The organism is Deinococcus pimensis DSM 21231, assembly GCF_000519345.1.
Taxonomy (GTDB): Bacteria; Deinococcota; Deinococci; order Deinococcales; family Deinococcaceae; genus Deinococcus_A; species Deinococcus_A pimensis.
Genome location: NZ_KI912670.1, coordinates 57,254 through 70,305, shown reverse-complemented (window position 1 = coordinate 70,305; position 13,052 = coordinate 57,254). Strand labels below are relative to the sequence as shown.

Sequence of the window (13,052 nt, the reverse complement as noted above, 5' to 3'; positions counted from 1 at the left end):
GGGCGGCTCGTCGAGGTTCGCGCCGTACGGGACGACGCCGACGAGCTCCGCGGGCACGCCGAGGTCCTCGCGCGCCGAGCGCGCCGCCCACTCGCTGGAGTACAGCGTGAGCGAGCAGCGCGCGAGCGCCGAGGCGTCCACCTGCCACCCGCGTACGACGCTCTCGGCGCAGACGCGGGTGAAGCTCGGGTAGGTGTCGTGCAGGAGCGCGTACGTGGCGTCCGTCCACAGCACGACGGGCGTCTTCACGTTCAGGTCCGCGAGCGCGATGGGGTTCACCCCGAGGATCACGTCGGGGTTCAGGTCGCGCGCGGCGCGTTCCACCTGCCGCGCGTAGCCCGCCACGGCGCGCGGCGTGCTGTCGAGGTGGTAGAGCTGACCTTCGCGGGCGTACCGCGCGTGCCGCCGCAGGTCCTGCTCGCTCGTGGCCCGGTCGAGCGGCGAGACGGGCAGGACCTCCACGCCCCGCCGCCGCAGGGCGCGAAGCAGCGCCCGCGGCGTTCCGGACCACGTGAGGGGATCGAGGACGTCGAGGTGATGGACCAGGGCGACGCGAAGCCGGGAGGACATGCCCCTCACGGTAGGAGCGCCCCGCGCGGGGGCGCGGCATTATCGAACTCCCGGGCGTGGCGGCGTCAGCGCGCCGCGAAGAACGCGAGGTCGGGCCGGGGCGGCGTGTGTCCCAGCATCAGCAAGGTCAGCACGATCTGCGCGGTGTGGCGGACCTCGTGCTGCATCACGTGCCACAGCACCTCGTCCGGGGAGAAGGTCTCCGGACGGCTCTCGTCCGCCTCCCAGTACGCGAGCAGGTCCTTCAGCGGCTCGGTCTCGTGGTGCCAGTACTCGTCGGCGGAACGCGGCTCGGGCCGCCCGAGGGTCTGCGCGACGAAGGGCTCGCGCAGCAGGTCCCCATGGACCCAGCCGTCCTCCACGACGGCGACGTGCACGACGAGGTCCTTGACGCACCGAGCGCCGTCCGAGGGAATGACGGCGCGTGAGAGGTCCTCCTCGGGAACGGCGCGAAGCGCGGCCCACAGGACGCGGCGTGCCCGCGTGAGGTACGCGTAGAATTCCCTGGTTTGCATACGGGGGAGCATACTCCACGTAGGACGGCGTGACGTCCGCCCACGTCGCGTACATGAAGGGCCGGGCGTCAGCCCGCGTCCGGCACGGTCGTGATCTGCCGGGCGGCGAGCCGGGCGAGCGACGAGGCGTCGTGGCTCGGCAGGAAGACCGTCGGGGTCGACCGGACGAAGGCGCGGGTCCGTTCCAGGCTGTCCGCCGCCCGCGCGACGTCGTGCACGATGCCCGCGAGTTCGCGCCGCAGCAGTTGAGCCTCGTCGAAGGTGACGTCGCCCGCGAGGAGGTAGGCTCGGTCGTCGCCGTGGACGATGACGGACTGGTGGCCGTAGCTGTGTCCGGGCGTGGGGACGATCACGACGTCGCCCGCGCGGGTGAGGACGTGCTCCCGCGCGAAGCCGGGCGTGTCTGCTGGCCGGACGTCGACCGGGCGAGGTTCGAGTTCGGGCGGCCAGACGCTGCGCAGTGCGCCGACGGGCAGGGCGCGCTGCCCGTCGAGCTCCTCCCGTGCGACGAGGACCTCGGCCCGCGGGACGTGGGTGAGGCCGCCCGCGTGGTCGAAGTGGAGGTGCGTCTGGACGACGTGGCGGACGTCGCGCCGGGAGAGGCCGAGTCGGCGCAGTTGCGGGCCGAGCTCGTCGTCGGGGTGGACGTTCACGCGGAAGTTGCCGCGGATGATGAAGCGGTTGCCGGGGTCCGCGTGGCGGGTGTAGGCGTCCAGGTCGCGGGCGTCCGCTCGCTCCCCGGCGTCGACGACGACGACGCCCTCGGGGTGCTCGACGATCCAGGAGAGGATCGGGATGGGGGCTGCCCACCGGGTGCCCGCGACGATGGCGGGCAGTCGGAGGGCGCTTGGTCCGCGCAGGCGGACGTGGGCCTCCTTGACGGCGATCCAGCCGCTCTGGACGCCGTGCAGTCGGACGTTCGGGGACACCTGCACGGTGACGGGCGCCACGCGGGGCGAGGCCGTGACGTCGAGTTCGGCCTGTCGGGCCCGGGCGCGGCCGACAGTGCGCGTGCCCGCGCCCGCGGCGGAGAGAACGCCCAGGGTGAGCGCGGCGGTCCTGAGGACTTCTCTACGATTCATGATCCTGTTGTAACAGCAGAATGAATTCATAACATTGTTACCATTCACGCTGGCGGCGAACGCCCCACATGCCCGGGAGCGACAGTGTGGTGTGCGCCACTTCCTCGGCCTCGTCCCACCCGACGGCTTCACGCGCGAGGTCGTCGCCTGGCAGGCGTCTCTCGGTCACCGCATCACGACGCCTCACGTCACCGTCAAGGCGCCGGACCACCTCACGCCCGACCGACGCTGGCTTCCCGACGTCGAGCGTGCCTGCGCCTCGCATCCGCCCGTGGAGGTGACCCTCACGGGCGTACGTACCTTCGGGCGCCGTGTCGTCTACCTCGGCGTCCAGGGCGAGGGCCTGCGGGACCTGCATCTCGACCTCGTCGGGGCGGTCGGAGCTCCCCTCGCGCCCTTCGAGGGACGGCGTGCGTTCACCCCTCACCTCACGCTGGTGCTGAGCCGCGCTCCACTGGGGGTGAGCTTCGACGAAGCGCTCGCGAGGGCCACGGAGACGTTCACGACGCCCGTCACCTTTCACGCCACCTTCGTGCGCCTCTTCCGGAAACCCTCGCCCGGAGGAACCTACGAGGTGGACCGTGATCTCCCACTCGGAAGGGGCGCCCTCGTCGGGCGCTGAGGGGCCCTTCGGCGAACGGCATGCAGAGAAGAGATATTCTAAGGACGCTCATCGGCGTGGACGGATCGACGACGATTCACCACCCACCGCCGGGATCACCCGACGGTCGGGGGCGCGTCGGGCCCGGTCCGACGCGCCTCGCGGAACACGTCACGCGCCGCGCCCGCGTCGAGGTCGGCGGGCCAGCGCTCCAGCATCGCCGTCGCCAGGGCGTGCGCGCCGCGCTCGAAGTCCGGGTGCGACCGGAGGCGCGCCTCCACCCTCGTGACGAGGGTCTCGCGGTCCGAGACCGGGACGACACGCAGGGCGCGCTCCAGCGTCCGTTCGTCGTGCGCGCTGAGCGTGAGCGGCCTTCCGCCCGGGAGCGTCAGCAGTCGTGGCGCGAGACCGAAGGCCACGGTCCGTTCCACGAGGTCGAGGCCGAGTTCGCCGCCGCCGAGCACGACCCGTTTCTGCTCGCCGCGCCACGAGAAACGCAGGCTCGCGCTGGGGCCCGGGTGCCGGGTGGCGCGTGTCACGCCGCCCGGGAACTCCTCGCGGCCCTGCGTCCACGAGAGGGACGGCGCGAAGCCGGCGAGGAGCCCGGCCGAGGCGTGCGCGCCCTCGTGGAGCGCCACCTCGGCCTTCCAGTCGAGTGCCGCCGTTCGTCGGTACGCGGCGATCAGCTCCGCGCGGCGCGTGAGCCACGCAAACGGCGTGTCGAGCAGGACCTCGAGGTCGTCCACGGCGCGGAGCTCCGCCCGCCACCAGGCGGCTCGGGGTGTCCAGGTGACGTCCAGGGTGCGGGCCAGGTCGCGCGCCCGTCGGGCCTCACGGACGAGGTCGTCCTCGGGGAGCCTGGTTTCGAGGTGGCGCAGGAGTTTCGTGATCATGGGTGGACCGTGATGGGGGTGGAGGGCACGAACATCAGTGTGACTGGCGGGCGTGAAGGGCGGGCAAGTCCGGGTGGGAGGGTGCGGGTCTTCGCCTTTCCCTCGACCTGTCTAGACAACGAATTTTATAGATGCAGAAAGTCGGGTGCTCCAGGGTCCAACTCGCATGGGGAAGCGACATGAACAAAGAGAGATGCGGCGGCGAACCTCGCAGGGATCCTCTCCGGTGCCTTGGCCTCGGCCCGGGCAGCAGGGAGCGCGCCAACGAACGTCCCCTTTTCGAATTTGGATAAAAGTTGTCTAGACTAGCAGAAACGGAGCAACAGGGAGCCCCCCCGTCCCACCCTCTCCCGGCCCACCAGAACGGGAATCCCCGACAACTCCGACAAGATGAACCGACGGACGACCTTCCACTACCCCTTCACCCGGACAGCACGCCCGGTCGGCAATCCACTCCTGGAATTCTGGAGGCATGCCCGGGCCGGGCGCCTCCCGCCACCACACCTGCCCTTCGCGGACGAGGTGACCACCGCGCTGGCCCGACTCGGACGGATGGACGGGCTGCCCCGCGCGCTGGTGGAAGCCGTGACCCGCGACGTGATCACGCCCCGCTACGCCTGGGCCGTCCCCGACGACGCCGCGCTCGACCTCCTCGCCGGGCTGGGACCGCTCGTGGAGATCGGCGCGGGCACGGGGTACTGGGCGGCCCTGCTGCGCGCGCGCGGCGTCCGAGTGACCGCGACGGACGCGCGCCCCTACCGCAACGAGTACTGCGCCATGCGCTGGACGCGGGTGGTCCGCGCGGACGCACGACGCGCCGCCGCCCGCGCGGGTCCCAGCGCTCTGCTGCTGTGCTGGGCTCCCCCGCTCGACCCGATGGCCCTGCACGCCCTGGAAGGATATTCGGGAAGGACGGTCGCGCTGGTCAGCGACGGTCCGGGCGGCAGCACCGCCGAAGACGCGTTCTTCGAGCGGCTGGAGCGCGCGTTCGTCCTGCGGACCGCGCGCGAGTTGCCCGCATGGAGCGGGACGCGCGCGACGCTCACGATCCACGAAGCGCACGCTGAGTAAACCTTGAGCCCCTTCCCAACACTCCCCGCGAGGTGGGAACATTTCTCATGGGCTCCCGTGTGACCGTCGTGAACCTGCTGCCCACGGCCCTCGTGCTGGTCGGGCTGGCCCTGCTGTGGCGCTTCCTGAGCGTGGTGCAGGTGGGCGTGATGCTCCTCATGCTCAGCCTCGTGCTCTCCGCCGCGCTCTACCCTCTCGTGCGCTTCGTGAACGAACGCCTGCGCCTCCCCCGTCCCATCGCGGTGTTCGGAACCGTCTTCGGCGCGCTCGCCGTCCTCGCGGCCTTCGTCTGGTTTCTGGTGCCCACCCTGATGGAGCAGCTCGGCGCCACCTGGACGGCCCTCACACACCAGGGCCAGTTCGCGGCGGACCTCCGCCGCTATGGCGACGCCAACCCCTGGATCGGCAGGATGCTGCAGAGCGACTCCGCCGCCGAGTTCGGGCGTAGCCTGCGCACCGTCCCCGGACCACTCATGCGCGGCCTGATGCAGGTGTCGAGCAACCTGCTCGCGCTCGCCGGGTACGCGTTCGTGGTGCTGCTGCTGATGCTCTACACCCTCGGACGGCCCGAGCCCCTCCTGCGCGGCCTGATCGGCGCGGTGCCCGAGAAGTGGCGGCCCCGCGTCGTGCGGGCCACCGAGGACATCGTGTCCGCGCTGCGCGTGTGGGGCCTGAGCACCCTCGCGGTGATGGCGAGCGGCGGCGTGCTCGTCTTCATGGGCCTGACCGTGCTGGGCGTGCCGAACGCGCTCGTGTACGCCTTCCTCTCCGCGCTCGGGGAGCTCATCCCGAACCTCGGCCCGACCGTCGCCAACGGCGTCCCCGTCCTCGTGACCTTCGCGCAGGACCCCGGCCGCGCCGTCGCCGTGGCCGCCTGGCTGATCGCCGTGCAGGTCGTGCAGGGCATCGTGTCGCCCTACCTGTTCGGACGCACCGTCTCGCTGCATCCCGTCTCGATCATCACGGGCATCCTGCTGCTCGGAACGGCCTTCGGCCTCGTCGGGGCGTTCCTGACGGTGCCCTTCCTCATCATCGCGAAGGTCCTGTACGAGGCGTTCTGGCTCTCCCGCGCGGACCTGCCGGAAGTGCCCGAGGAGCAGGTCGCCGAGATCCTGGAGCAGGCCTGACCCCGCCACGCGCCGCGCGCCGCATCCCGACGACCCTCGTCGGCCTCCCCATCAACCCGTCGTCAGCGAACTTCGGCCCATTGAGGGCCGAAGTTCGGGCTTGACCGTCCGAAGCGGACGTTCCTACACTCGAAGCAGACCGACAATCAGGACAGGAACCACTTCGAGGTGGAGGGAACGTGACGACGCAGGTGTACAGTCGCTGGGACCATCTGACGCCCGTGGAGCGTCAGGTGCTGCGGGGCGTGTTCTGGTCGGGGGCCGCGTCACGCGGCGCGCTCGCGGACACGCTCGGCTTCTCCAAGTCACGGCTCAACGCCGTCGTCTCGAACCTCGTCGTGGGCGGCCTGCTGCAGGAACTCGGCCCCCTGAGCTCCACGGGCGGACGCCGCGCCGAGCACCTCGCGCTCGCGCCGGACCTCGGCGTGCTCGCCTGCGTGGACCTCGGCGCGACGAGCCTGCACGTCGCGCTCGTCGCGCCCACCATGACGGTGCTCGCCGAGCGGCGTGAGGTGGCCGACGTGCGGCACGGCCCCGGCCGCGTGATGCAACGTGTGAAGACCCTGCTGGGCGACCTGCTGGCCGAGCAGCGCCTGCGGCCCGAGGACGTCCTCGCCGTCGGCATGGGTGTGCCGGGCCCCGTGGAGGTCCACAGCGGCCTGCTGGTCAGCCCACCCATCATGCCCGGCTGGGAGGGCTTCTCCATCCGCGAGGACCTCGCCGGGCTCGTGGACGCGCCCGTCCTCGTGGACAACGACGTGAACGTCCTCGCGCTCGGCGAGCTCTGGCACGCCCGACAGCCCGCCGGGGACTTCCTCGTGGTGAAGGTCGGGACCGGCATCGGCTGCGGCATCGTGAGCGGCGGGCGCATCTACCGCGGCGCGGACGGCGCCGCCGGTGACGTCGGGCACATCTGCGTCGATCCCCTGGGGCCGCGCTGCCACTGCGGCAACGTCGGCTGCGTCGAGGCGATGGCCGCCGGACCCGCCGTCGCGCGTGACGCGCGCCGCGCCGCCGAGGCCGGGGAGAGCGAACGGCTCGCCGAGGTCCTCGCGGAGACGGGCCGCCTCGAGCCGCCCGACGTGGCGCGCGCCGCCCGCGAGGGGGACGCCGTGGCGCTCGCGATCGTGCAGCGCTCCGGGCAGCTCGTCGGGATGATGCTCGCGTCGCTCGTGAACTTCTTCAACCCCTCGCACATCGTCCTGACGGGCGGCATCGTCGGGATGGGCCCGCTGTGGCTCGCCTCCATCCGGCAGAGCGTGTACGGGCGCTCCCTCGCGCTGTCCACCCGTCACATCGAGATTCGCCCCAGCACCCTCGGGGAGCGCGGCGGGGTGCTCGGCGCGGCCGCGCTCGGTCTGCTCGGCGTCCTCGACCGGGGAGGACGCCCGTGAGGAACGACGTCCACGCCGCGTTCCGCGAGGTCGGCAAGCGTTTCGGAGCGGTGGAGGTGCTGCGCGACGTGACCTTCGAGATCGCGCGCGGCGAGGTGCACGCGCTCATCGGGGAGAACGGCGCGGGCAAGAGCACCCTCATGAAGATGCTCGCCGGCTACCACGAACCCACCACGGGCCACGTCGAGGTGGACGGACAGCCCGTGACCCTGCGCTCCTCTCGCGACGCGGAGGCGCTCGGCGTCGTCCTGATCCACCAGGAGTTCAACCTCGCCGAGGACCTCACGGTCGCGCAGAACGTCTTCCTCGGGCACGAACCGGGCCGCGGACTCGTGGACGACGCGGAGATGGTGCGCCGCACCCGCGAGGCGCTCGCGCTGGTGGACGTCCGGCTCGACCCGCGCACCCGCGTGCGAGACCTCAGCGTGCCGCAGAAGCAGCTCGTGGAGATCGCCAAGGCGCTCTCGCGCCGCGCGCGCCTGCTCGTCATGGACGAACCCACCGCGTCCCTCACGCTGAGCGAGACGCGCACCCTGCTGGACCTCATCCGCCGTCTGCGCGGCGAGGGTGTCACGGTGCTGTACGTCAGCCACAAGCTGGAGGAGGTCAAGGCCGTCGCGGACCGCGTGACGGTCCTGCGCGACGGACGGCTCGTCACCACGCGCGCCGCGCAGGACCTCAGCCCGCACGAGATGGCGAACCTCATGGTAGGCCGTGAGCTCACCGACATGTTCCCCGGCAAGGCCGAGCCGGGCAGCGAGGTCGCGCTCTCCGTCCGCGACCTCGACGTGCCCGGCTTCGCGGGCGGCGTGAACTTCGACGTGAGGCGCGGCGAGGTGCTGGGCTTCGCGGGTCTCGTGGGCGCCGGACGCACCGAGGCCTTCGAGGGCCTGCTGGGGCTGCGCCGCCGCAGCGTCGGGAGGGTCGAGCGCGACGGGCGGCCCGTCCGCATCCGCAGCGCCGGCGACGCGGCCCGGCACGGCGTCGTCTACCTCTCCGAGGACCGCAAGGGCAAGGGGCTCCTGGTGGACATGCCCCTGCGGCCCAACCTCACCCTCATGACGCTGGAGCGCTACGCGCGGCCCCTGCTCGACCCGCGCGCGGAGCAGCGCGCGCTGGAACGCGCCGCGAAAGAGTACGGCGTCCGCACGGGCCGCCTCGACGTGCCCGCCTCGGCCCTGTCGGGCGGCAACCAGCAGAAGCTCGTGCTGGGCCGCATCCTGGAGGTCGACCCGCGCGTCGTGATCCTCGACGAGCCCACGCGCGGCGTGGACGTCGGCGCCAAACGCGACATCTACCACCTCGTCCACCGCCTCGCGGCGGGCGGACGCGCCGTCGTCGTGATTTCCAGCGAGATGCCCGAACTGCTGGGCCTGTGTCACCGCATCCTCGTGATGCGGGAGGGCCGCGTCGTCGGGGAGCTCAGCGGCGACGGCCTCACCGAGCAGGACGTGATCCGCCTCGCCACGGGCCTCACGCGGGAAGAAGGAGCCAGCCATGTCCACACCCACCACTGACCCCACCGCCACCCCGCGGACCGCGCGGAGCGTCCTCGCGCGCGTCGGGAGCCTGGGCCCCCTGCTCGGACTGATCGCCGTGGCGCTCCTCGCGACGGCCCTCAATCCGGACTTCGCGTCCTTCGCGAACGTCTCGAACGTCCTCACGCGCGCCGCGTTCATCGGCATCATCGCGGTCGGCGCGACCTTCGTGATCATCTCCGGCGGCATCGACCTCAGCGTCGGCAGTCTCGCGGCCCTCACGGCGGGCACGGTCATTCTGATCATGAACGCCCTCGCGCCCTCCCTCGGGAGCGGCGTGCCGACCGTCATGGTCGGGATGCTCGTCGCGCTCGTCGTGGGCGCGCTCGCCGGGCTCGCGCACGGCACGCTCATCACGCGCGGACGGATCGAGCCGTTCATCGTCACGCTCGGCACGCTCGGCATCTTCCGCGCCGTCCTCACGTACCTCTCTCAGGGCGGCAGCATCACCCTCGACCTGAAGCTCTCCGACACGTACTCGCCCGTGTACTACGGGTCGGTCCTCGGGATTCCCGTGCCGATCCTCGTGTTCGTCGCGGTGGCGCTCCTCGGCGGACTGGTCCTCAACCGCACCCGCTACGGGCGGTACGTGCAGGCCATCGGAAGCAACGAGCAGGTCGCGCGCTACGCCGCGATCGACGTGACGCGCGTCAAGATCCTCACGTACGTCGTGCAGGGCGTGTGCGTGGCGCTCGCGACGATCCTGTACGTCCCGAGGCTCGGTTCGGCGTCGCCGTCGACGGGGCTGCTGTGGGAGCTCGAAGCCATCGCGGCCGTCATCATCGGCGGGACCGCCCTGCGCGGCGGCGCGGGCCGCGTATGGGGCACCGTCGTCGGCGCCGTGCTGCTCGTGACGATCGAGAACATGCTCAACCTCACGAACATCATCAGCGTGTACCTCAACGCCGCCGTCCAGGGCGTCGTGATCATCCTCGTGGCGTTCTTCCAGCGGGGCAGGAGGTAGGACGAGTCGGCGCGGCGTCCGGACGCAGGCCATTCGCAGGACTCACAGGGGGGAAGACATGAAGCACATCACGTACACGTTGCTGGTTTCCATGGCGCTCGGCGTCTCGGGCGCGCTCGCGCAGGGCAAGCAGGTCATCGGCGTCTCCATCCCGTCCGCCGACCACGGCTGGACCGGCGGCGTCGTCTACCACGCCAACGAGGCGAAAAAGGCGCTCGAGAAGCAGTACCCGAACGCCACGATCATCGTCAAGACCGCCAAGGACGCCACGGAGCAGGCCAACCAGATCCAGGACCTCTACACCGTCAACAAGATCAACACCCTCGTGATCCTCCCGTACGAGAGCGCGCCCCTCACCGCGCCCGTAGCGAACCTCAAGAAGCAGGGCGTGTACACCGTCGTGGTGGACCGCGGCCTCACCGACGCCTCGGCGCAGGACGCGTACGTCGCGGGCGACAACCCCGGCTTCGGCAAGGTCGCCGCGCAGTACATGGGCAAGGAGATGGGCGGCAAGGGCAACGTGGTCATCCTGCGCGGCATCCCCACCGTCATCGACAACCAGCGCGTCGACGCGTTCGAGGCGGCCCTCAAGGCGCAGTACCCGGGCGTGAAGGTCCTCGACAAGAAGTTCGGCAACTGGAACCGCGACGACGCCTTCAAGGTCATGCAGGACTACCTCACGCGCTTCCCGAAGATCGACGCGGTCTGGGCGTCCGACGACGACATGGCCGTCGGCGTGCTGCGCGCCATCCAGCAGGCGAAGCGCACCGACGTCAAGCTCGTGCTGGGCGGCGCGGGCATGAAGGAGATGATCAAGCGCGTCATGGACGGCAACGACAAGCTCATCCGCGCCAACGTGACGTACCCGCCGTCCATGATCGCGGACGCCATGAAGCTCGCCGTGGCGGCGCGTGTGGCGGGCAAGGCGATGCCGAAGAGCACCATCATCCCGTCCGTGCTCGTCACGAAGAGCAACGCGTCGAAGTTCTACTACCCGAACTCGCCGTTCTAGGCAGCGGTCAGCGGTCAGCCATCCGTCGTCGGTACGTGCGGGCGAGCTCACCCTCACCTCACGCGCGTGGTTTGAGCTCTCCCTGACGGTCGAGCTCCGACAGCCGACCTCACGCTACCGACGACTGAAGCCCTTCACCGAACGCTGACCGCTGAAGGCTGACCACTTCCAAGGAGGTCCCACCTTGCCCCGCCCTGTCACCCTGTTCACCGGCCAGTGGGCCGACCTGCCCCTCGCCGAACTCGCGCCGCTCGCGCGCAGCATGGGCTACGACGGCCTCGAACTCGCCTGCTGGGGCGATCACGTGGACGTCCGCCGCGCCGCCGAGGACGACGCGTACGTCCGCGAGCGCCGTGAACTCCTCGCGGACCACGGCCTGGCGCTCTTCGCGATCTCCAATCACCTCGTCGGGCAGGCCGTGTGCGACCTGATCGACGAGCGGCACCGCGACATCGTGCCCGAGCACGTCTGGGGCGACGGTGACCCCGAGGGTGTGCGCCGTCGCGCCGCCGAGGAGATGATCCTCACGGGCCGCGCCGCGGCGCGGCTCGGCGTGAAGGTCGTCAACGGCTTCACGGGCTCGTCCATCTGGCACAGCCTGTACGCCTTCCCGCCGACGTCCACGGCGTACTGGCAGCGCGGCTTCGAGGACTTCGCGCGCCGCTGGACGCCCATCCTGGAGGCCTTCGACGCGGTGGACGTGAACTTCGGGCTGGAGGTGCACCCCACCGAGATCGCCTTCGACGTCGCCTCGGCACGTCAGGCGCTCGACGCCGTCGGGAACCACCCGCGCTTCGGCTTCAACTACGACCCCAGCCACCTCGGCTACCAGGGCGTGGACTACGTGAAGTTCCTGCGCGTCTTCCCGGAGCGGATCTTCCACGTGCACATGAAGGACGTCTGGTGGGGCCGCGGCGACGGCGAGGTCGGCGTGTTCGGCGGGCACCGACCCTTCGGGGACGCCGCGCGCTACTGGGACTTCCGCTCCGTCGGGCGCGGCGACATCGACTTCGAGGCGGTCATGGTGGCCCTCAACGACATCGGGTACGCCGGGCCCCTCAGCGTCGAGTGGGAGGACGCCCGCATGGACCGCGTGTTCGGCGCGGCGGAGAGCGCGGCCTTCACGCGCCGCCTGGACTTCCCGGCGGCGGGCCGCGCGTTCGACTCGGCCTTCGCGCGCGAGCAGGAGGAGGCCGGGGCGTGCGTAGGCGTGCGGCTCGGCATGGTCGGCGGCGGCGAGGGCGCCTTCATCGGCGCGGTGCACCGCATGGCCGCCGCGCTCAACGGGCAGTACGAGCTCGTCGCGGGCGCGCTCTCCGGCGATCCAGAGCGGGCGCGCAGGTCCGGCGCCGCGCTGGGCCTGAACCCCGCGCGGTCCTACGCCTCGTGGCGGGAGATGCTCGGCGCGGAGCTCGCCCTGCCGGAGGGCGAGCGGATCGAGGTGGTGAGCGTCGTCACGCCCAACCACGTGCACCACGAGGTGGCGCGCGCCTTCGCGTCGGCGGGCGTGCACGTCGTGTGCGACAAGCCGCTCGTGCACACGTCCGAGCAGGCCCGCGACCTCGTGGAGGTCACCGAGCGCGCGGGCGTGGTGTTCGCCGTGACGTACAACTACACGGGCTACCCCATGGTCCGAGAGGCGCGCGCGCTCGTGCGGAGCGGCGCCCTCGGCGAGATCCGCAAGGTCATCGTGGAGTACAACCAGGGCTGGCTCGCCACGAAGCTCGAGGAGGCGCACAACAAGCAGGCCGACTGGCGCACCGACCCGGAGAGGTCCGGCATCGCGGGCGCCGTGGGGGACATCGGCTCGCACGCGGAGAACCTCGTCGCGACCGTCACGGGTCTGGAGATCGAGTCGATCTGCGCGGACCTCACGACCTTCGTGCCGGGCCGCCGTCTCGACGACGACGCGAACCTGCTGCTGCGCTTCGTCGGCGGCGCGCGGGGCGTGCTGTGGTGCTCGCAGATTCAGATCGGGGACGAGAACGACCTGCGCCTGCGCGTCTTCGGCACGAAGGGCAGCCTGCACTGGCATCAGGAGGACCCGAACGTGCTGCGCGTCGACCTGCCCGGGGAGCCGCGTCAGCTGCGCACGCGCGGCAGCGCGTACCTCTCGGACGAGGCGAAGGCCGCGACGCGCCTGCCGTCCGGGCATCCGGAGGCCTTTCTGGAGGCCTTCGCGAACGTCTACCGCGGCGCGGCCGAGGCGATCCGGGCGCGGACCGAGGGCCGCGCGCCCGATCCGCTCGTCGCGGACTTCCCGACCGTGCTCGACGGGGCGCGGG

Annotated in this window: 12 protein-coding genes; 8 read left to right on the top strand and 4 right to left on the bottom strand. The window is 71.3% G+C overall.

The features are described 5' to 3' along the window. The 3 genes from DEIPI_RS0119395 to DEIPI_RS0119385 all read right to left on the bottom strand — a co-directional run. Positions 1 to 570, bottom strand: a 570-nt coding sequence (locus DEIPI_RS0119395) for a glycosyltransferase (protein WP_027482860.1), incomplete at its 3' end; no start/stop codon positions are given. A gap of 65 nt (positions 571 to 635) precedes the next feature. Then, entirely contained in the window at positions 636 to 1,085 is a 450-nt protein-coding gene (locus tag DEIPI_RS0119390) for a DinB family protein (RefSeq protein ID WP_027482859.1), read from the bottom strand. Between the two features lie 68 nt (positions 1,086 to 1,153). Then, a complete protein-coding gene (locus DEIPI_RS0119385) occupies positions 1,154 to 2,167 on the bottom strand; it encodes an N-acyl homoserine lactonase family protein (RefSeq protein WP_052351835.1) in 1,014 nt (337 codons plus the stop codon). Positions 2,168 to 2,258: 91 nt separating this feature from the next. On the opposite strand from DEIPI_RS0119385, the gene DEIPI_RS0119380 reads away from it, so the two are divergent. Continuing rightward, positions 2,259 to 2,789: a 2'-5' RNA ligase family protein gene (locus DEIPI_RS0119380; protein WP_027482857.1), complete on the top strand. Its 531-nt coding sequence runs from the start codon at positions 2,259 to 2,261 to the stop codon at positions 2,787 to 2,789. 95 nt (positions 2,790 to 2,884) lie between these two features. On the opposite strand, the gene DEIPI_RS0119375 is transcribed toward DEIPI_RS0119380, so the two are convergent. Next, positions 2,885 to 3,661, bottom strand: a complete 777-nt coding sequence (locus DEIPI_RS0119375; protein WP_027482856.1) for a hypothetical protein — start codon at positions 3,659 to 3,661, stop codon at positions 2,885 to 2,887. A gap of 390 nt (positions 3,662 to 4,051) precedes the next feature. On the opposite strand from DEIPI_RS0119375, the gene DEIPI_RS0119370 reads away from it, so the two are divergent. The 7 genes from DEIPI_RS0119370 to DEIPI_RS41580 form a co-directional block, all read left to right on the top strand. Next, entirely contained in the window at positions 4,052 to 4,732 is a 681-nt protein-coding gene (locus tag DEIPI_RS0119370; protein WP_157463809.1) for a hypothetical protein, read from the top strand. Positions 4,733 to 4,779: 47 nt separating this feature from the next. Beyond that, positions 4,780 to 5,859 carry an AI-2E family transporter gene (locus DEIPI_RS0119365; protein WP_027482854.1) on the top strand — a complete coding sequence of 360 codons (1,080 nt, stop codon included), beginning with the start codon at positions 4,780 to 4,782 and terminating at the stop codon, positions 5,857 to 5,859. Between the two features lie 179 nt (positions 5,860 to 6,038). Next, positions 6,039 to 7,253, top strand: coding sequence for an ROK family transcriptional regulator (locus DEIPI_RS0119360; protein WP_211238320.1), 1,215 nt, complete (start codon positions 6,039 to 6,041; stop codon positions 7,251 to 7,253). Next, complete coding sequence (locus DEIPI_RS0119355; RefSeq protein WP_027482852.1) at positions 7,250 to 8,770, top strand: sugar ABC transporter ATP-binding protein; 1,521 nt, start codon at positions 7,250 to 7,252, stop codon at positions 8,768 to 8,770. Before DEIPI_RS0119360 ends, DEIPI_RS0119355 begins: the two co-directional genes overlap by 4 nt. After that, the gene (locus tag DEIPI_RS0119350) at positions 8,751 to 9,755 is read left to right on the top strand and encodes an ABC transporter permease (RefSeq protein WP_027482851.1); all 1,005 of its coding nucleotides are present in this window, start codon (positions 8,751 to 8,753) and stop codon (positions 9,753 to 9,755) included. The genes DEIPI_RS0119355 and DEIPI_RS0119350 overlap by 20 nt, the downstream gene beginning before the upstream one ends. A 58-nt stretch (positions 9,756 to 9,813) precedes the next feature. Then, positions 9,814 to 10,767 (top strand): ABC transporter substrate-binding protein, encoded by a 954-nt coding sequence (locus DEIPI_RS0119345; RefSeq protein WP_027482850.1) that lies wholly within the window; start codon positions 9,814 to 9,816, stop codon positions 10,765 to 10,767. A 184-nt stretch (positions 10,768 to 10,951) separates the two neighbouring features. After that, the coding region (locus DEIPI_RS41580) for a TIM barrel protein (RefSeq protein WP_245588608.1) at positions 10,952 to 13,052 on the top strand (2,101 nt) is incomplete at its 3' end.

Coding starts and splice junctions, on each gene's coding strand:
- DEIPI_RS0119385 (WP_052351835.1), bottom strand. CDS start 2,167: ATGAATCGTAGAGAAGTCCTCAGGACCGCCGCGCTCACCCTGGGCGTT.
- DEIPI_RS0119350 (WP_027482851.1), top strand. CDS start 8,751: ATGTCCACACCCACCACTGACCCCACCGCCACCCCGCGGACCGCGCGG.
- DEIPI_RS0119365 (WP_027482854.1), top strand. CDS start 4,780: ATGGGCTCCCGTGTGACCGTCGTGAACCTGCTGCCCACGGCCCTCGTG.
- DEIPI_RS0119390 (WP_027482859.1), bottom strand. CDS start 1,085: ATGCAAACCAGGGAATTCTACGCGTACCTCACGCGGGCACGCCGCGTC.
- DEIPI_RS0119345 (WP_027482850.1), top strand. CDS start 9,814: ATGAAGCACATCACGTACACGTTGCTGGTTTCCATGGCGCTCGGCGTC.
- DEIPI_RS0119375 (WP_027482856.1), bottom strand. CDS start 3,661: ATGATCACGAAACTCCTGCGCCACCTCGAAACCAGGCTCCCCGAGGAC.
- DEIPI_RS0119370 (WP_157463809.1), top strand. CDS start 4,052: ATGAACCGACGGACGACCTTCCACTACCCCTTCACCCGGACAGCACGC.